Source organism: Deltaproteobacteria bacterium (assembly GCA_029860075.1).
Taxonomy (GTDB): Bacteria; Desulfobacterota; JADFVX01; order JADFVX01; family JADFVX01; genus JAOUBX01.
The window spans coordinates 1-17252 of sequence record JAOUBX010000060.1; the positions used below are offsets into that span (position 1 = coordinate 1).

General features: G+C 44.6%; 16 protein-coding genes. 12 read left to right on the plus strand and 4 right to left on the minus strand.

Annotated features, from left to right (window positions below):
* Nucleotides 1–145 precede the first annotated feature (145 nt).
* From OEV42_15775 to ccoS, 8 genes are all read left to right on the plus strand, one after another.
* Complete coding sequence (locus tag OEV42_15775; protein MDH3975733.1) at nucleotides 146–277, plus strand: hypothetical protein; 132 nt, start codon at nucleotides 146–148, stop codon at nucleotides 275–277.
* A gap of 8 nt (nucleotides 278–285) precedes the next feature.
* Nucleotides 286–1083 carry a DUF1460 domain-containing protein gene (locus tag OEV42_15780; GenBank protein ID MDH3975734.1) on the plus strand — a complete coding sequence of 266 codons (798 nt, stop codon included), beginning with the start codon at nucleotides 286–288 and terminating at the stop codon, nucleotides 1081–1083.
* 187 nt (nucleotides 1084–1270) lie between these two features.
* On the plus strand, nucleotides 1271–1726 hold the full coding sequence (gene rimI, locus OEV42_15785; GenBank protein MDH3975735.1) for a ribosomal protein S18-alanine N-acetyltransferase: 456 nt from the start codon (nucleotides 1271–1273) through the stop codon (nucleotides 1724–1726).
* A 122-nt stretch (nucleotides 1727–1848) separates the two neighbouring features.
* Nucleotides 1849–2652 carry a dihydroorotate dehydrogenase electron transfer subunit gene (locus OEV42_15790; GenBank protein MDH3975736.1) on the plus strand — a complete coding sequence of 268 codons (804 nt, stop codon included), beginning with the start codon at nucleotides 1849–1851 and terminating at the stop codon, nucleotides 2650–2652.
* The gene (locus tag OEV42_15795; GenBank protein MDH3975737.1) at nucleotides 2643–3563 is read left to right on the plus strand and encodes a dihydroorotate dehydrogenase; all 921 of its coding nucleotides are present in this window, start codon (nucleotides 2643–2645) and stop codon (nucleotides 3561–3563) included. The genes OEV42_15790 and OEV42_15795 overlap by 10 nt, the downstream gene beginning before the upstream one ends.
* A gap of 68 nt (nucleotides 3564–3631) precedes the next feature.
* A complete protein-coding gene (hflK, locus tag OEV42_15800; protein ID MDH3975738.1) occupies nucleotides 3632–4708 on the plus strand; it encodes an FtsH protease activity modulator HflK in 1077 nt (358 codons plus the stop codon).
* Nucleotides 4708–5655, plus strand: a complete 948-nt coding sequence (gene hflC / locus OEV42_15805; GenBank protein MDH3975739.1) for a protease modulator HflC — start codon at nucleotides 4708–4710, stop codon at nucleotides 5653–5655. Before hflK ends, hflC begins: the two co-directional genes overlap by 1 nt.
* A gap of 61 nt (nucleotides 5656–5716) precedes the next feature.
* Nucleotides 5717–5899 (plus strand): cbb3-type cytochrome oxidase assembly protein CcoS, encoded by a 183-nt coding sequence (gene ccoS, locus OEV42_15810; GenBank protein ID MDH3975740.1) that lies wholly within the window; start codon nucleotides 5717–5719, stop codon nucleotides 5897–5899.
* A gap of 153 nt (nucleotides 5900–6052) precedes the next feature.
* On the opposite strand, the gene OEV42_15815 is transcribed toward ccoS, so the two are convergent.
* Complete coding sequence (locus OEV42_15815; GenBank protein ID MDH3975741.1) at nucleotides 6053–7243, minus strand: hypothetical protein; 1191 nt, start codon at nucleotides 7241–7243, stop codon at nucleotides 6053–6055.
* A gap of 208 nt (nucleotides 7244–7451) precedes the next feature.
* Nucleotides 7452–8183 (minus strand): sulfite exporter TauE/SafE family protein, encoded by a 732-nt coding sequence (locus tag OEV42_15820; protein ID MDH3975742.1) that lies wholly within the window; start codon nucleotides 8181–8183, stop codon nucleotides 7452–7454.
* Between the two features lie 287 nt (nucleotides 8184–8470).
* On the opposite strand from OEV42_15820, the gene OEV42_15825 reads away from it, so the two are divergent.
* Nucleotides 8471–8866, plus strand: coding sequence for a c-type cytochrome (locus OEV42_15825; GenBank protein MDH3975743.1), 396 nt, complete (start codon nucleotides 8471–8473; stop codon nucleotides 8864–8866).
* A gap of 167 nt (nucleotides 8867–9033) precedes the next feature.
* Here the strand turns inward: OEV42_15825 and OEV42_15830 are convergent, their stop codons facing one another.
* A complete protein-coding gene (locus tag OEV42_15830) occupies nucleotides 9034–10686 on the minus strand; it encodes a putative manganese-dependent inorganic diphosphatase (protein ID MDH3975744.1) in 1653 nt (550 codons plus the stop codon).
* Nucleotides 10687–11062: 376 nt separating this feature from the next.
* Between OEV42_15830 and OEV42_15835 the strand changes: the two genes are divergently transcribed.
* Complete coding sequence (locus OEV42_15835) at nucleotides 11063–11890, plus strand: phosphate/phosphite/phosphonate ABC transporter substrate-binding protein (protein ID MDH3975745.1); 828 nt, start codon at nucleotides 11063–11065, stop codon at nucleotides 11888–11890.
* A gap of 116 nt (nucleotides 11891–12006) precedes the next feature.
* On the opposite strand, the gene OEV42_15840 is transcribed toward OEV42_15835, so the two are convergent.
* On the minus strand, nucleotides 12007–13248 hold the full coding sequence (locus OEV42_15840) for a polysaccharide deacetylase family protein (protein ID MDH3975746.1): 1242 nt from the start codon (nucleotides 13246–13248) through the stop codon (nucleotides 12007–12009).
* 149 nt (nucleotides 13249–13397) lie between these two features.
* Here OEV42_15840 and OEV42_15845 point away from each other — a divergent pair, with 149 nt between their 5' ends.
* The gene (locus OEV42_15845) at nucleotides 13398–13862 is read left to right on the plus strand and encodes a universal stress protein (protein MDH3975747.1); all 465 of its coding nucleotides are present in this window, start codon (nucleotides 13398–13400) and stop codon (nucleotides 13860–13862) included.
* A gap of 368 nt (nucleotides 13863–14230) precedes the next feature.
* Nucleotides 14231–17242: a tetratricopeptide repeat protein gene (locus tag OEV42_15850; protein MDH3975748.1), complete on the plus strand. Its 3012-nt coding sequence runs from the start codon at nucleotides 14231–14233 to the stop codon at nucleotides 17240–17242.
* Nucleotides 17243–17252 lie beyond the last annotated feature (10 nt).

Below are 17252 nucleotides of genomic sequence, written 5' to 3' on the forward strand. Positions count from 1 at the left end.
GCAAAGAAATTTTAAGATTACAAAATTATAATTTCTTGGTAAGCTTTGCCCCCCGAATCTCCTTTACTTTTTTCCCTTCTTAATGTATTTTTCCAGTTTATGATTTAGCCTGGCTGTCCCCGTTTTTAACAGGATGGATGACGATATGACCTCATATGATCTCCATGAAGTTATTGAACCTGAAAATACTTCAACCCCTTTGCCCCGGTCGAGAGCGCTCTTTGAAAAAGAACTTGATCACCATCATTTAACCCGCCTGGCTGCAAGGGCTTTGTAAGGTAAAAGATGACAAACTTTATTAAGGTTTTTCTTGCCCTTACGTTAATAGTTATATTCCAGGTTGATTCTTACGGTTTTGAAAAAAAAATTAATCTTGGCAATTGGTCTCAAGGTGAGGTTGAATCAATAATAAAAAAATCCTCACAATCCGGTAGCAGCCGCCAAAAAATAAATTCTCTTTCAAGTCATTTCCTCGGTACGGAATATCAAGGTAATACCTTAATCGGCGGCCCCCATGAAGAGGAAGTTTTTGTCGTTAATCTGAGTAAAGTCGATTGTTTTACCTTTCTCGATTACATGGAAGCATTTCGCTATTCAGCTTCTTTCCCGGAATTTGAAAAGAATTTGATGAACATCAGATATAAAAGCGGCAATGTTTCTTACGTTGATCGAAATCATTTTTTTACGGATTGGGAAAAGAATAATGCCCCTTTGGTTGATGACGTTACTTTAAAAGTTGGAAGGAACAAAGTAAAAAAAGTATTGAAAACATTGAACCTTAAAAAAGACGGCTCCAAATTCCTGGAGGGAATTCCCAATAAGAAAAGGGTGCTTTATTACATCCCTTCAGACTTGATAGATGAAAACCTGATTAAGCGATTAAAGAGTGGAGATTATGTGGGTATCTATTCCAAAACTGAGGGACTTGACGTGTCCCATGTTGGTCTTCTGATAAAAAATGAGAAAGAAGTATTATTCAGGCATGCCTCTTCCAGGCACAAAAAGGTGCTCGATGAAGGCTTTTTGGAATATATTGCCCAAAAACCCGGAATAATAATTTTAAGGCCAAGGCAAGGGCAATAACTAAAAGCAATGCGTCCTATGTCTCCTGGAAAAGAGGTGACTTAAAAATCCGCATGATCAGGAGTCGGCCATAAAATCATGTGAAAACCGCTGCTTCCCTTCGACCCCGAATCTCCTTTACTTTTTTTCCCTCTTAATGTATTTTTCTACCTCATGATTTGACCTGACAGTTCCGGTTTTTAACAGGATGGATGACGATATCATTATTGACGATCTGACCTCACATGATCTTCACGAGGTCATTGAAATTGAAAATACATCAACCCCTACACCCTGGCCGAGAGCGCTCTTTGAAAAAGAACTTGATCACCGTCATTCAACCAACCTGGCTGCAAGAGTTTTATCTGGAAATAAAAGGACGCTTGTCGGCTACATCGTTTATTGGACGGTAGCCGATGAGTCGCATCTTTTCAAGGTGGCCGTTCATCCCGAAATGAGGCGAAAAGGGATCGGACGGGCGCTTGTTGAAGAGGCTGTTAAAAGGGGAAGGAAAGGGGGCGTTAAAAAAGTCTTTCTCGAAGTAAGGAGGAGCAACGGCAGCGCCATAGCCCTTTATGAAATCCTGCAATTTAAAAAAGTGGGAGAGCGGAAGGCTTATTATCAGGACGGCGAGGATGCCATTGTGATGGCATTGGCGCTTTGAAGGGATAGTGTTCTTATAAATAGTCCTTACCGTGAAAAGGGGAATTTAGAATGTAAGTTGCATGGATTCCCGATCAAGCCGGGAATGACAAAACTAATGCCTATGAAGGTGTTTTAACAATCATGAACTATAGCGACGGAACAGGAAAAATCATATCGAATATTGAAGTGGCCCCCAGCCATTACCGTATGGATATTGAGGCTACTTTCGACCTTAAAACAGCCGGGCCGGGCCAGTTTGTCATGGTCAAGGTGAGCGACGGGATGGCGCCCATACTGAGACGGCCTTTCGGTATTTATACTATCGATGAAGAGAAGGACAGCTTTGCCATTCTCTACCGTGTTGTGGGGGAGGGGACGAGGTTGCTTTCCGAAATGGCAGCCGGTGTTAAGGTCGATGTACTGGGGCCTCTTGGCAAGGGGTTCAGTTTTGACATTTCCGGTGAAAGGCCGCTTCTTGTGGCCGGTGGCGTCGGTGTGCCGCCGCTCTTTAATTTTGCCAGGGGACTTGTAGAAAAGGAGATCATGCCTCTTGTCCTTATTGGTGGAAGAAGTAAGTCTGACCTCCTTTCTGTCGATGAATTTGAAAAGCTGGGTATTATGGTTAAGACGGCGACGGAAGATGGTTCTGAAGGGCATAAAGGTTATGTAACGGATATTATGGAAGCCTTCATTGCCGGTGGGGTTATTCCCACGACTGTTTATTCCTGCGGGCCTGAACTGATGCTTAAAAGGGTTGGCGAGATTGCCATGGCAAAGGGTCTTCCCTGCGAGTTATCGCTGGAAGCAATGATGGCATGCGGTTTCGGTGTATGCCTTGGCTGCGTTATAAAGACATGCACCGTGGAGAATGTGGAAGATCATGATTATGGGAGGGTATGTACGGAAGGTCCCGTTTTTGACGCCAGGGAGATTATATGGGAGTAAAGAGAGACCTTTCCGTTGACATAGCGGGACTGAAACTTAAAAACCCCGTCATGACCGCATCGGGCACCTTCGGTTACGGCCTTGAATTCGAACCTTTTTTTGATATCGGGGATCTGGGCGCCGTTGTTGTCAAGGGGCTTTCACTTAAACCGAAGGCAGGCAACCCGCCGCCGAGGATCGTGGAAACCCCGGCGGGCATGCTAAATGCTATCGGTTTGCAAAATGTGGGTGTCGATGTTTTTCTTGAAGAAAAACTGCCTAAACTTAAACAAAGCAAGGCCACCGTTATTGTCAACTTTTTTGGTAATACGGCTCATGAATATGAAGAACTGGCAAGAAAGCTCGATGGTGTCGAGGGCGTTCACGCGCTTGAGGTGAATATTTCCTGTCCCAATGTAAAAGCCGGGGGTATTGTATTCGGAACAGACCCTGCGGTTGCCCATAATCTGATAAAAAAAATCAGGGAGAAGATTTCTCTTCCGCTTATCGTAAAACTTTCACCCAATGTAACAGACATCAAGGTTATGGCCAGGGCCGTGGAAGAGGCCGGCGCCGATGCCCTGTCTCTTATTAATACCCTGACGGGCATGGCTATTGACGTAAGAAAAGGGAAATCGAAACTTGCCAACATGACGGGGGGATTATCGGGGCCTGCCATCAGGCCTGTGGCGGTAAGGATGGTTTGGGAGGCGGCAGAGGCGGTAAAGGTGCCCATCATCGGCATTGGCGGTATAATGAAAGCTGAAGATGCCCTGGAATTCATCATTGCCGGAGCTTCTGCCGTGCAGGTTGGTACGGCCAGTTTTGTCAATCCGGCCGCAGCCATGGACATTGTGAAAGGGATGGAAACATTTATGGAAGAAGAAAATATAGAAAAAATTACCGATTTGATCGGTTCAGTAAGGAATTGAAAAGGAGCTTTCTTGTCAAAGCAAATCTCATTTGTTAAACTTTCCCGTAAATAAGGAGGATAGAAGTTATGTCTTGGGAGAATAAACCGGGCGGCCAGCCGCCCATTGATATTGATGATCTTATCAAAAAATTTGTCGAAAATCTGAAGAAAAAATATTTTGGTGATAAAGGGGATGGTGACGGTGGAGGAGAGCAACGGGCGCCTTCAGGTGATGGTTTAAAAATTCTGCTGCCTTTTGTTTTTTTGGGTTTTATCATTGTTTCTATTTACACAGCGGCATTTACTGTAGGCCCCGAGGAAGTGGCCGTCGTTCTGAGGTTTGGAAAATATACCCGTTCCGTTGATCCGGGCCTTAACTTCAAGCTCCCCTTCGGAATGGAGACTGTTGAGAAGGTGCCTGTCGAGAGGCAGCTTAAGCTTGAGTTCGGTTTCCGCACGGCTGAAGCAGGGGTCCGGACCCGATATGAAACGAAGAACCTTAAGAACGAATCACTTATGCTGACGGGAGATCTTAATGCAGCAGAGGTCCAGTGGATAGTCCAGTTCAGGATCAAGGACCCCTACAAATTCCTCTTTAAGGTAAGGAATGCAACCAAAACATTCAGAGATATGAATGAAGCGGTCATGAGGGAGGTTATCGGTGACAGAACGGTTGATGAAGTGCTCACAATCGGCCGGCAGGAAATTGCCAGTGTTGTTGAGGTGAGGCTGCAGGAACTGGCTGACCAGTACGAAATGGGAATGAAGGTTGAGCAGGTGGTGCTGCAGGATGTTAATCCACCGGAACCTGTTAAACCGGCCTTTAATGAAGTCAACGAAGCGGAACAGGAAAGGGATAAGCTCATCAACCAGGCCAAGTCCGAATATAACAAGGTTGTGCCAAGAGCCAAAGGTGAAGCGGAACAGACTATCCAGGAGGCAGAAGGTTATGCCCTTGAGCGGGTCAACAAGGCCAAGGGTGAAGCATCCAAGTTTAATGCCGTCTTCAAGGAATATATGAAGGCCAGGGAAGTTACCCGTCAGAGGATTTATCTTGAAACAATGAATGAGTCTCTCCAGAAAGTAGGAAAGAAATTGATTACAGATGATAAAGCGACAGGGATTTTACCTCTGTTCCAGTTTGACAAAGGAGGGGTGAAATAATGAATAAAGGATTCCTTTTTTTAGTATTTATTGCTGCTGCGGCCATACTGGCTTATAACTCGTCTTACATTGTCGATGAGAAGAACCAGGTAATTATTACCCAGTTCGGTAAACCTGTGGGAGAGCCTGTTGTTGATCCTAACATTCATTTCAAGCTTCCTTTCGTACAGGAGGTGCATTATTTCGACAAGCGCTTCCTTGAGTGGGATGGTGATCCCAACCAGATCCCGACAAAGGATAAGCGATTCATATGGGTTGATACCTACGCCAGATGGCGCATTAAGGATCCGCTTCTTTACTTCCAGCGTGTTCGTGATGAAAGGGGAGCCCAGTCAAGGCTTGATGATATACTCGACGGGGAAACGAGGAATGCCATTGCAAAGCACGATCTCGTTGAAATTATCAGATCGACGAACAGGGAAATCAAGTCGAGTGGTGAATTCAAGGATTTTGAAAAAGTGGCTGTTCTCCATAAAATCAAATATGGTCGTGAGGAAATCGCCCGCTCCATTATAGACGCAGCTGCACCGAGGACACTTGAACTCGGTATCGAACTTCTTGACCTTCGTCTCAAAAGGGTCAACTATGTGGATGAGGTCCAGAGAAAGATTTTTGAAAGAATGATTACGGAGCGTAAAAGGATTGCCGACAAGCTGAGATCGGAAGGGCAGGGTGAGGCTTCCAAAATTATTGGTGACAAGGAGCGTGAACTTAAGAGGATCCAGTCCGAGGCCTATAAAACAGCCCAGGAGATTAAAGGTAAGGCCGATGCCAAAGCGACGGCCATTTATGCAAAAGTCTACGATCAAAATTCCGAATCGAGAGATTTTTACCGCTTTATGAAGACTATGGATACCTATAAAACGACCCTTTCCGATAAGGACTGGCTTGTTCTATCCACGGAGAGTGACTTCTTTAAATACCTCCAGAGTTCTTCAGGTAAATAAAGAGGTAAGATGCTTATTTCCTTGAAAGAAGCACTTTTCAGTTCCGGAGCTTAAAGGAAAAGTGGATGTTTTATACTGGCTTATCCCGGCCGTTATTATCATCGGACTTGCCATGGCGGGTCTCCTCATCTGGGCCATAAAGAGCGGCCAGTATGATGACCTGGAAGGGGAGGCAAACAGGATATTGATGGATGATGATGAGCCCAAATTGAAGTCTAAAGAGGGGAAGCGGGGGAAGGACTAGAGACACTGCATATGCGAAGGCCCGGCATGTTCCCTCCGGGAGAGGGAGCATGGTTATAGTGGGGTAAGTTATACTGAAATTCTTAACCCCATCTCCACCTTAACCCTCCCCTTGAAGGGGAGGGCATACAAATAGCGGGCTATTTTTTTCAGCTTACTTCTTTTCCCAGAAAAGTGTCCCTTTGTACTCTTTTCCAAGGACTTTTTTCATATAGTCAAGAACCAGGATACTTTCCACCTCTCGTCTGTTCATATTCTCAAGATAATCACCGCTCTTTAAGAGGTGTGAAAATTCGCGCCTCGAAAGGATATCTCCCCTTCCGTACTCCCTGATCATGTTGGAAATGTTTTCTTTTGCAATCACTTTCATTTCTTCAGTGGATAATCTGGAAATATTTTCGAAGTGGCTTGCCAGATCTTTCGGCCCCGGCAGGTTCGGATGTTCCAGTATAAACTTATAGTCTCTCACAAAACGCTTCATGCCATTGGCAATATGGGTCCTTTTAACCATGTTCATTCCTGCCCATCCTGCTCTTAGCCATTTGAATATGGCGTACCTGACAGCCGGTTTTTGAGGGTCCATTTCATAATAGATTGCTATGGAAAATGAGCGGTACATGTAAGAGCTTGCCCAGCCCAGTCCTTTCATGGTCAGTCCCTCGATACCGGAGTAAAAATAATTCCAGTCTTCATCATGGGCAAGGACAGCCCCTTTTTTGCCTACATCAGATTTGTCAGGCTGATGGGAGATGGTTATGAATACTTTTTTGCCTCTATGACGGAAAAGAATGAGCGTTCTTTCAACTTTATTAGCGTAGTAGGCGCCTGTATTTGCATCAGGAGTAATGACTTCCTGTTCAACGCCATGAATAACAAGAGGCTTGTCAAGATCCCCGAAGAGATTCCATAGTTGAGGAAGCTTGTCTTTATGCTCATCGATTTTTTCCCAGTATGAATACCTCAACGAAGAGGGCCTTAACGCCTGCGAGGGAATGGAAGGATTGTAGCTGTACTTGAGGAGCCTTTCCATGTCTGTTTCGAGATCAAACTCATAATAGGCCCGGGTCGTATCGCGCCAGTTTTCAGGGTAATAAAGATAGGAATTATCTTTTTCGGTTATCACAAAATCGAGAACCTTTTCAATGCTCTTTATATTAACAGGATTGACCTTTTTGCCGGCGCCAAGCTTAACGAGATACCTGATACCGCTTTTAATTTCAGGGGGAAGCTTTTTTTCTCTCTGTCCCGCCTGTGCAGCAGGGAGGAGGAAAAGGGAAAGGGAAATAAGGGTATTGATTATGGTAAAAAAATAAAGAAATTTTTTGAAAGATATTTTGTGAAACAAGTTTCGTCAGGGCTCCTTAAAAATAGAAAAAGAGGATAAAGAATAACTGAAGAGGACAATCATTTCCAGTCAAAAGTTTGTAATTTATTTTTTTATGCGAAGGTTTTTAGCGGCTATCCGGTCCCTGGTCCGGACGATGTATAACTCCCGGGGGAGGACAGCATGAGAGGCCGGAAAGCTTAAGCGGTATTGCAGAAGTGGCAGGGAGTTAGTGTCTATGGTTTTTCATCTTCTTCTCTTTTTCCAGGGCAATGTTTTCCTCATGTGACCGGCCTTCTCCATGATTATGGGCGTCGAGGGGAATGAACCCCCTTGTTATGGTGAAAAGGCCAAAAAGGAGAAGGATGACGGCTGTTATCCTGATAAACCTGCCCTTTGTCAGGGGGGCCCACTTTCTGATGATGACGGCAAGCCCCGTCATGGCAGGAACTGTTCCAAGGCCGAAGGCAGCCATAATAAGCATGGAATGGATAAGATTTGCCTCCTTCAGGGCGAGTGACCCCGCGGCATAAACCATGCCGCAGGGCAGCAGGCCATTAGCTGCCCCTGCGATTGCCCAGAAGAAGAGAGCCTTCCCTTGAGCTGTTTTGCGAAGGAGTCCCGATGGTATGGAAAAAATGGATTGAAATAATTTTTCAGGGATAAAGCCGCCCACCTGAAGGGCAAAGAATATCATCAGTATCCCTGCTGTAATGGACAGGAACCGGCGGGCAAGAGAAATACCGCTCATATCGGTGAACATGTGCCCGAGAAATCCAAGCAAAAGTCCTATCAGTGAATAGCTGACAATTCTTCCTGCATGGTAAAGGGTTATTCCGGCAAGCCAGACTGATGGGCGGCCCATTGTAAGGGCGGCAACGATACCGCCGCACATTCCTACGCAGTGAATGCTTCCTATTATGCCTACGGAAAAGGCCATCGATAGATCGAGCCAGGGCAAGATGAACTCCTTAAAAACTTTAAACCTGAATTAGACGCAAATAAAGGCTGATTAATGATGGTTACTATAAATAAAATCGCTCAGGTAAAAGAATAAATCCCCGTAAACCTGTTTTTAATGCTTTTTTTTCAAGCTCATCATGAGTGAGCTGTTTTGCGATTATAGCATCATTGAATGGGCTTAGGTAAGGCCTTTAACCTTATTGACGAACTAAATGATACTATCTTTTTGTTGACAGTTCGATTGTCATACTTATAATAGCTGAAAAAAGAAGGGCATTTGCAGTGATGAAAAAAAATAATAAAATAATTTCTCTTTTCGCTTTGACATTTCTCATTTCGGCATGCAGTGGAGATAAAGAAAAGGCTCTGTTGGGAGAAGTAAAACCGGAAAGTAAGCCGGTTATTTATGAAACCAATCCTTATAAGAAAGATGATCAGGCAATAAACACAGGAAAAAAGATATTTGAGATAAAGTGCAGCCAGTGTCATGGACCTGACGGTGGTGGGGGACCTGAAGCGCCGGACCTGACCGACAGGGTGACTATTTACAGTTCCAAAGAGCAGGATGTGTTTAAAACCATCTACTATGGGACTGAAAAGGGAATGCCCACCTGGAAAGATGAACTGGGCTCTGAAAATATATGGAAAGTAATGGCCTTCCTTGGAACCTTTAGGAAATAAGGTTCTTCGGGAAGCCCATGAATTAACGGGCTCTTGTCCAAATTAAAGGAAATCCTTCGACAAGCTCAGGATGACCTGTGTCGCTTCAAAAACGTTTGATTTTTCGGTCATGCTGAGCTTGTCGAAGCATAGAACTCATTGGGCAACAGCCCCTTAAATTTCAGTTTTTAATATATTTCATTAAAAAGGCTTAGCAGGTGGGGCGCTACCTGTTTCTTCCTGGAGAGAACATTTTTTAATTCATAAACCTTCTCTTCCACCAGCGGGTAGCCGATGTTGTATATGATCTCCTTTTCCGCTTCCATCAGCAAAAGGGAGGAGCCCTGAACGATGTCCGTTACCAGCAGGGCTGAGAGCTTAAGCCCTTTCGTTTTTTTCAAAGCGGCAAGTTCTTTTCCCAGTTTTTCCTTCTCTTCGAAAAACTCGTCAAATCCGATGGTTTCTACCTGCCCTACACCGAATTTGTTTCCTTTCGCTTCAAAGGTCTTGTAATCGCTGTTAACCGCTTTTTGCGGCCCTGTTTTTTTCAGACTCGATGTGGCTGAAAACATTTCCCGGCCAAAGTCGGCATGGTTAAGGCCCGATTTTTCCTCAAGCCAGGGAACGATGATTCTGTCCCTGTCGGTTGTGGTAGGAGACTTGAGTATAACCGTATCGGACATGACTCCACCGAGCAGGAGACCGGCAATCTGTTTGCTGACAGGGATGCCGCTTTTCATATACATTTCCGAGACAAGCGTCGATGTGCTCCCTACAGGTTCGCAGATGAACCGGATGGGGTGGGTTGTATGAAAATTACCCAGCCTGTGATGGTCGACAACTTCACATATTTTTACCCTCTCCGCTCCATCAACAGCCTGTGACAGTTCATTATGATCGACGAGGATAAGGTTGATCCCCGAAGGTTTGAGCAGGTTGCTTTTGGTGATGACACCCGCCATTGCCCCTTCTTTATCAACGACTACGATGCCTCGACCGCCGTTAGTGGCAAGCCGCTGTTTCAGATCTTCCGCCAGATCATCTTCCGGGGCCGTTTCAAAATCATCGTTGCAGACCTTGTAGGCAGGTGTACTCATTCTGACAAGCAGCGCAGTCGTTGCCGAATCGTAAGGTGAAATGATTATACTTACCCCATTTTCTTCAGCGGACCGGGCTATTTCATCGGATACCCTCAGATTTCCCGTGACGATAAGGATACCTGTTTTCCGTTCAACCGATATGCGCTGAATTCCCTCCCTGTCTCCCACAATAACGATACATTCTCGGGGATTGGTTTTACCGAGAACATTGAGAAAGGATTCTTCTTCCATAGCGCATACATAGACGGAATAGGTTTTTTCATCATCTCCCGGCGTGTCTGAAACAGTACTTGCGCCGAGTGTGGTTACGATGTTTTTCAGCGAGGTAAAAACATGACGGGATTTTTCAGTTTCAAACAGGGCAATGTTGTTTCTGGCAATATCGACAGGCGCAAGAACGCCTACGGCTTTTTTCTCCCTGCTTAAAACGGGAATAAACCTTACATTCCTGTCCCTGATTATTTCCATGACTTTTATGAGGGGTGTGCTTTCCTCTACTGAAAGAACATCCCTGTTCATGATGTCTTTTGCCCTGGGATAGACATTGGATAAAAACCTCGGCGCCGACACGCCGAACCTGTCAAGCAGGTAGGAAGTTTGTGGATTAACGTCACCGGCCCTTGCCGCTTCGACATTATTTTCTCCCTGGAGCTTTTTAAATTCCGCCAGCGCCAATGCCGAACATATGGAATCGGTATCCGGGTTTTTGTGGCCTATGACGTAAGTGACCTCTTTTTTCATGCTTTTTGTTTATTTCCTTTCACTTTAAAAACTGAATTTTGCAGCTAATAGGGGGGACAGTCTGGCTCCGTGCCTGCAAAAAATCAGGTTAGTAATTTTATTTGATGATGACACTAAAAGGCAAGGGAAAGATCATTGCAAAATCCCGATTTAAAAAGTATTGGTTCCGGACGGCGGTATTGTTTTTCTTCTTGCTCTGCCGGTGAAAAAGTGACTCCCTGTCTTTTGCAACTTCAGGTCTTGGCCGGTTTTTCAGGTACTTCTTCGCTGTTTTACGCCATAATGCAAGAAATGTCATTTACATTTAGTGAAAAAAATGATTCAATTTCCTTATATTAAATATATTGGCAATGAGGAGGATCCAGTGGGAATATTGATGAGAGCTTTAGCGGTTTTTTCTGTTCTTTTTTTTCTATTGCTGTTGCCTGCTTTTTCGTTTGCTCAATCTTTCAGGATTGCGCTTATGGAAAGCGAAGAGGGGGCAAGTGAAAAGTATTTACCTCTTGTAAAGTATCTAAAGAAAAAGGGAATCGATTCCACCTTTGTTTCGGCAAAAAACTACATTCATGTGGCAAAGATGTTTGAATCCGACCAGGCTGACGGTATGTTCAGCAATGCCAGTATTGCCGGTGTGCTGATTATAAAGGAGGTTGCCTACCCTGTTGTCCGTCCTGTTACGAGGGAGGGCTGGAGTACCTCCTGGGCAGTTGTCATCGGACCAAAAGGCTCTCCAAAGTTTGAGGAAAATGCCGCCTATTTTAACGACAAGAATGTTGCCTTTGCCGGGTTTGATTTGGCGGGAGATTTCTTTTTCAGAGCCATTCAGGGGAGCGTAGAATCAGGCGCCAAGGTTGTCAGCGCAAAATCGCATAATGAAGCTGTCGAGGCCATTGCCAGGGGGGTTGCTGATCTGGCAATCGTTAATAACAGGGTCTGGGATGAAATCAAGACAAAATATGCCGGTCTGGAAGTTGTCGGTGAAGGCGCAGGCAAAAGCCCTGAGATGACGCTTGTTTTTTCAAAAAAGGCAGATGTTTCTGTTACCGCCAGGGTGAGGGAACTTCTTCTTGCTGTTAAGCGTGACAGGTCGGCAGAAGCAAAAGCGGTAAGGAAGGGATTAAACATCAAGGGTTACATTGAAACCAGGATGGAGGATTTTACTTACGCAATCTCTGTGCTTGAAAAGGCCGGTGTGAGCAAGTAAATATCCTGGAAAAGCAAAACCCCGGCGGGCGCATGCCCCCCATCCGCTGCGATAGGCCGGGAAGGTTGCCTCCGCGCTCATACCCCGCTATTTGGGGCGGGGGCTTTGATTGAATATTACAGGTTTTTCCCGCCACTCTCATTAAACATGACTTTAACAAGGTGTGAAACAGGGACAAGCTTGTACCCTTTTATCGCAAAATTATCAATTATTTCAGCCAGTTTTTCATGGGCGGCATCTTCTTTCCTCTCCGTTCCGAGATGCATAAGTATAATGCCTCCTTTTGCGCGCCCCCTGTCATCAGCAAAAGAGAGCAGCCTCTCCTTGATCTCTTCAGCGCTAAAGTAGAGAGATGAGCTTTTATCTGAAACCCAGTCCAGGCTGTCCATACTTTTTCCTGCTTTATAATCGACTGTCCATGCAATGTGCTGATAGCCGACCCTTGAGGCCCAATTCAGTATTTCATCGTTAATCTCACCGTAAGGGGCTCGCCAGAAGGGGGCCATTCTTTTTCCCGTAAGCTCATAATAGAGCCTGTCCGTTTTTTCAAGCTCATCCTTTAACCTCTCAAAATTTATGCCTTGTGATGTTTCATTTCTCCTGTTTTTCGAGTAAGTCGTTAAATGGGGATGGCTGTATGTATGGTTGCCTATTTCATGGCCTTCTTCAACTATTCTTTTAACCAGGTCCGGGTATCTTTTTAAAAATTTCCCCGTAAGAAAAAAAGTTGTTTTTATCTGTTTCGCCGATAAAACATGGAGTATTGTTTCAGCCGATGAATCGCTCGATCCTCCGTCAAAGGTGATGGAGATTTTTTTCCCCGCCATTGCCACCTTGCGTATATTTTGCGGTCGGCGGTGGGCACTCTTCTTTTTTTTGTATGGCGGCTTCTTTTTTACTGACTTCCTTGCAAGGTCTTTCCGGGAAGGGGGAAGCTTTTTATTGACAGGTTTTAAGGTGATGTCCTTCTCCGCTTTTTTGATAAGGCTTTTCTTGATAAGAACAGACCCTTGCTCTTTCACTTTTTTAGGGCTTCCGGCGGTTACGGAGGAGATGGTTTTTTCCTTATGCTCAAAAAAATGAATCGATGCCGCTGTAAAAAAAACAATAATCGAGACGATAAGGAGGTCAGCGAAGAGTACCAGCTTTCTCCTGCTTTCTATTTGCCCGGCGCTAATATCATGTGTAAAAGATTTAATTGCCCTTGCCGCCTTGTCGTGAAAAAGGCACCATAAAGAGCAATAGGGCTGTTCTTCTTTTTTTATGCGGCAGTCGGGGCAAAGGGGAGCTTTGCAGCGGACGCAACATTCCCCGCTTTCCCTGTAGGCATGCTTTAAACAATGCTTTCCTGAACTCATAGGAATAATATAATCCCGGCAGTGAGGTAATTACAAGATTTAGATAGCGTCCAGGTCCCCGGCTTCCTGTCAGCGCTTGTCCCGCTGCTTGACAGGTTCCGGGCAGGTGATATACTTAAAAGAGCCTGATAACAAAGGAGGAGGCTCCTATGAAGGATATAAAAAAAATACTCTTTCCCACCGATTTCTCGGAAGGTTCGGATGAGGTTTTTTCTTATGTCCTCGCTCTGGCAAAAAAATTTAATGCTTCCATCGATATTCTTCATGTCATACATGAATTTGCAGACATTACAGGTTTTTATGTGCCTCATATCTCTTATGATGTTCTGGAAAAGGAGATGGAAGAGGCTGCCTTTAAAAATATGAAGCGCTTTTGTGATAAAAATATAGACAGCGGTATTAACTATACAATCCATACGAAAAAAGGGGCTCCTTTTGTTGAAATCATAAAAACTGCGCGAGAGAAAATGTCGGATATAATTATCATGGGAACCCATGGACGAACAGGTATAGATCACGTGCTTTTCGGCAGTACGGCTGAAAAGGTGGTCAGAAAGTCGCCTGTTGCCGTTTTGACGGTAAGGTGCGGCGGGAAAGCATTTGTCATGCCGTAGGGGCTTGCCCGATTGAGGCCGAATCTGCTGCGGAAAAGCCATTTTGGCCGGATTTCCAGATTAAATTCGTTAAAAGCCCTTACTATTCGCCATTTAATCCGAACAATCTGATTTAACAGGGCGTTGCCTCGCTGAGGTTACCCAAGTCCGGCAGACTCTTTTTTTAAAATTTTTTCCCGGCATTTGGTCCTCCTTTGGGAGTGGCATTTCATGAAGAGGCGAAGCATTTGTTTTGCCTCTTTTTTCTTGATAAGAAGCGCTAAAGGGTGATATCTTATGATTTTTTTATCGGCTTTCAAAGACCTGTCAATGTGAGCCGTTATACTTACTTATCAGCCTAACTATCAGGGATGTTACTTTATCTGTTTATGTTGAAACATAAAAATTACAACCTTTACCTGTTTCTTCCTTTCCTGGCAGCGCTCATCCTTTTTTCTCCCTCTAAATCTTATCCCCGGGAAGGCTTTCTTCCTTCCGAAGAATTAATCATGTCAAAAGGTTTTTTTCGTGACGGACTTTACAGCCTTGCCGTTAAGGAACTCGAGGCCTATGGCGCTAAAGGTCTGGCTGATGAAGAGGAATGCCTTTATAACAGCCTTCTCGGCAAGAGTTATTTTCATCTCCATCGATTTGAAGAAGCCATAAGAGCCTTAAAAATCATTATAAAGGAAAGGTGTTCCCTTTCCGAACAGGAAAAGGCCTATTATTATTTGGGAGACAGCTATTTCAACCTCTCTCAAATGGAGTCTGCCAGGGAGACCTTTGAACGGTTAATCTATCTTTATCCCCAATCATCACTGATGAAAGAAACGAATAACAAGCTTGGTAAAATAGTCTATATGGAGAGCCTTTCCTATCTTGAGAACAGTGAATATAAGGATGCCCTGAGGGGGTTCGATCTTGTCTTGCAGCTTAAGCCGCGTCATGTCAAACTTTCTGATCTTTATAGCAGAAAAGGGGATGCGCTTTTATATCTGGAGAGGTATGCCGAAGCGGAAGCGGCCTATAAACAGGCATCCAAATATATGGATGATGATGAGCAAAAAGGCCCTGTCGAGTTCCAGCTTGCTTTAATCAGGTATTACCTGAAAGATTATGGTAAGGCCATTTCAAAGATTAATGATTTTCTGAAAGATTATCCTGAACATGCCCTTACGGTGAGGGCAAGAAACACTCTCCTCTGGTCTCTCTACCGGCAGGGCAACTATCAGGATGCCCTGGCCTATCTTGATACTATGGAAGCCGGTGGCGGCAAAGTGCCGGAAAGTGATGTTAAGGACCTTGTTAATACCTCATCAAGGCTGATTCTCCTGGGGGATTACAGGGAGGCTGTTGATATGATCGAGACGGCGCTTAAAAATTACGGCAAAGACCCGCTTGATGGCGAAGTGATGCTCCTCCTTTCAGAAGCCTATGGCGGCATTGGCAGGGAGGACATGGAAGAAGCCACTTTCAGGGAAATAATCAAAAGATACGGTTCGTCTCCGGCAGGAAAGAAGAGCCTCTATTCACTGGGAGAACTTAATTTCAGAAAAGGCCTTCCAAAGGAGGCTGCCGACTATTTCAGAGAGTACCTGGAAAATGATTCACTGGGAAACCTTGCCGCAGAAGCTTCATTTTACCTGGCCCAATCACTATTTAAAATGGGTGAAATTGACGAAGCGCAGCGGCATTTCTTCGATATCATGGAGAGATATAAAGGGTCGGAGCTTGCTGTCCGTTCGGCCATTCGCGTTGCCGACATTGAAGCCCTGTCCGGTAAATACCTGAGTGCGGCAAAAATATATGACTCGGTAATAAAGAAGGCGCCCCGGGGGGAGAAGGCAGGCATACAATGGAAGATGGCTGAGGCCTACAGGAAAGGCAATGAGCTAAAATATGCTGCCAGGGCTTATGCCCGATATATTAAAAAATATCCTGAGGGAAAGAGCCTGTCCAGCGCCAACATTTATCTTGCTGAAATTCATTATCTCCTCGGTGATTACAAAAAAGGGATAAAGCGTTACAGCAAGATTGTTGACTCAAAGGGAAAAGAGGATTTTGATCCCTCAAGCGCCATAAAGCTGGCCTGGGGTTATATAAAGCTTAAAAGTACGCCTGATGCGGAAAAGATTCTCGATCTTGTCATTAAAAAACATCCTGAAAGCAGTGAAGCGGCGACGGCTTACTACTTAAAAGGCTGGCTGGCACAGGAGGCGCGAATGCTGGAAAAGGCCAATAAGGAGTATAAAAAACTGCTTAAAAAGTTTGATGATCTTCCCATCAGGGAAGACGTTAAATGGCAGTTGGGAATCAATCAATTTGTTCTAGGTGACTATAAGGATGCCATCAAGACATTCAGGGATTTTTCCGTCGATTTTACTGATAGCCATCGCAATAGCGAAGAAATGATCAGAAAAAGTTATGCAGCGCTGGGGGAGTTCAAACGCGCTGTTGAAAGCTCTTCCACTTTTTTTGATGTGAGCCCTGATAAAACGGTTGATTTAAAGAAACGTTGTGATGAAGCGGTTGCTCTTTTTGAAGTGGGAAGTTATGGTGATGCGCTTAAACTGTCTGAAAAAATAATTAATCAGTTTCCCACCCAGTCTTATTCGGCAAGAGCAATGCTGACAGCCGGTGAGATCTACTTTAAACGTGGTATGCCCAAAGAGGCAAAAAGGTACTTTACCATGGCTCAGGACGTTTTGACTGCGGGATCACTCAAAAGTTTTACTTCCTACAGGCTCGGAGAAATTGCCTATATGAAAAAGGACTATAGAGGGGCTGTTATGGAACTGGAAGGGATGAACCCTGCGCTTCCGTCGGGGAACAAATCTGATGACGATCTGAAAATATTTATTAATTTTGACTTCATGGTTGCGCGGGGCTTATTTATAAAGGGCTCTTCTTATCTTAGCCTTAATCTTGTAGAAAGGGGCCTTGAAAGTTACAGGAAATTTCTTGATTTTTATCCCGCTATGGAGGGGCTCGATGGAGAGAGGTTAAAGGCCGCTCTTGCTTTCCAGAACCATAAAGATTATGAACAGACCATAAAATCGATGAAAGAACTGATAAAGGTTTCCAATGATCTCAAAATAAAGGCAGAGGCCCAATATTGGATAGGAGATTGTTATCAGCAATCGGGAGCCTTTGACCAGGCCATCGTTGAATACCTGAAGGTTACCTATCTTTATCCTGAAGAGTCTATGTGGGCGCTTACGGCAAGGTATATGGCTGCCCAGTCTTACCAGGAAGTGGGTGCCTACGACAAAGCGATAAAGCTTTTTAACAAGGTTGCTCGTGAAAGTGGCGACAAAAGAAAGCGTGAATATGCCAAGAAAAAGGTGGAAGAACTTTCCAGGAAACTGGAAGGCCATGTTCTGGAAAGGGCAATGGATTAGTTGCAAAAAA

Coding starts and splice junctions, on each gene's coding strand:
- OEV42_15775 (MDH3975733.1), top strand. CDS start 146: ATGACCTCATATGATCTCCATGAAGTTATTGAACCTGAAAATACTTCA.
- OEV42_15780 (MDH3975734.1), top strand. CDS start 286: ATGACAAACTTTATTAAGGTTTTTCTTGCCCTTACGTTAATAGTTATA.
- rimI (MDH3975735.1), top strand. CDS start 1,271: ATGGATGACGATATCATTATTGACGATCTGACCTCACATGATCTTCAC.
- OEV42_15790 (MDH3975736.1), top strand. CDS start 1,849: ATGAACTATAGCGACGGAACAGGAAAAATCATATCGAATATTGAAGTG.
- OEV42_15795 (MDH3975737.1), top strand. CDS start 2,643: ATGGGAGTAAAGAGAGACCTTTCCGTTGACATAGCGGGACTGAAACTT.
- hflK (MDH3975738.1), top strand. CDS start 3,632: ATGTCTTGGGAGAATAAACCGGGCGGCCAGCCGCCCATTGATATTGAT.
- hflC (MDH3975739.1), top strand. CDS start 4,708: ATGAATAAAGGATTCCTTTTTTTAGTATTTATTGCTGCTGCGGCCATA.
- OEV42_15825 (MDH3975743.1), top strand. CDS start 8,471: ATGAAAAAAAATAATAAAATAATTTCTCTTTTCGCTTTGACATTTCTC.
- OEV42_15830 (MDH3975744.1), bottom strand. CDS start 10,686: ATGAAAAAAGAGGTCACTTACGTCATAGGCCACAAAAACCCGGATACC.
- OEV42_15835 (MDH3975745.1), top strand. CDS start 11,063: ATGAGAGCTTTAGCGGTTTTTTCTGTTCTTTTTTTTCTATTGCTGTTG.
- OEV42_15840 (MDH3975746.1), bottom strand. CDS start 13,248: ATGAGTTCAGGAAAGCATTGTTTAAAGCATGCCTACAGGGAAAGCGGG.
- OEV42_15845 (MDH3975747.1), top strand. CDS start 13,398: ATGAAGGATATAAAAAAAATACTCTTTCCCACCGATTTCTCGGAAGGT.
- OEV42_15850 (MDH3975748.1), top strand. CDS start 14,231: ATGTTGAAACATAAAAATTACAACCTTTACCTGTTTCTTCCTTTCCTG.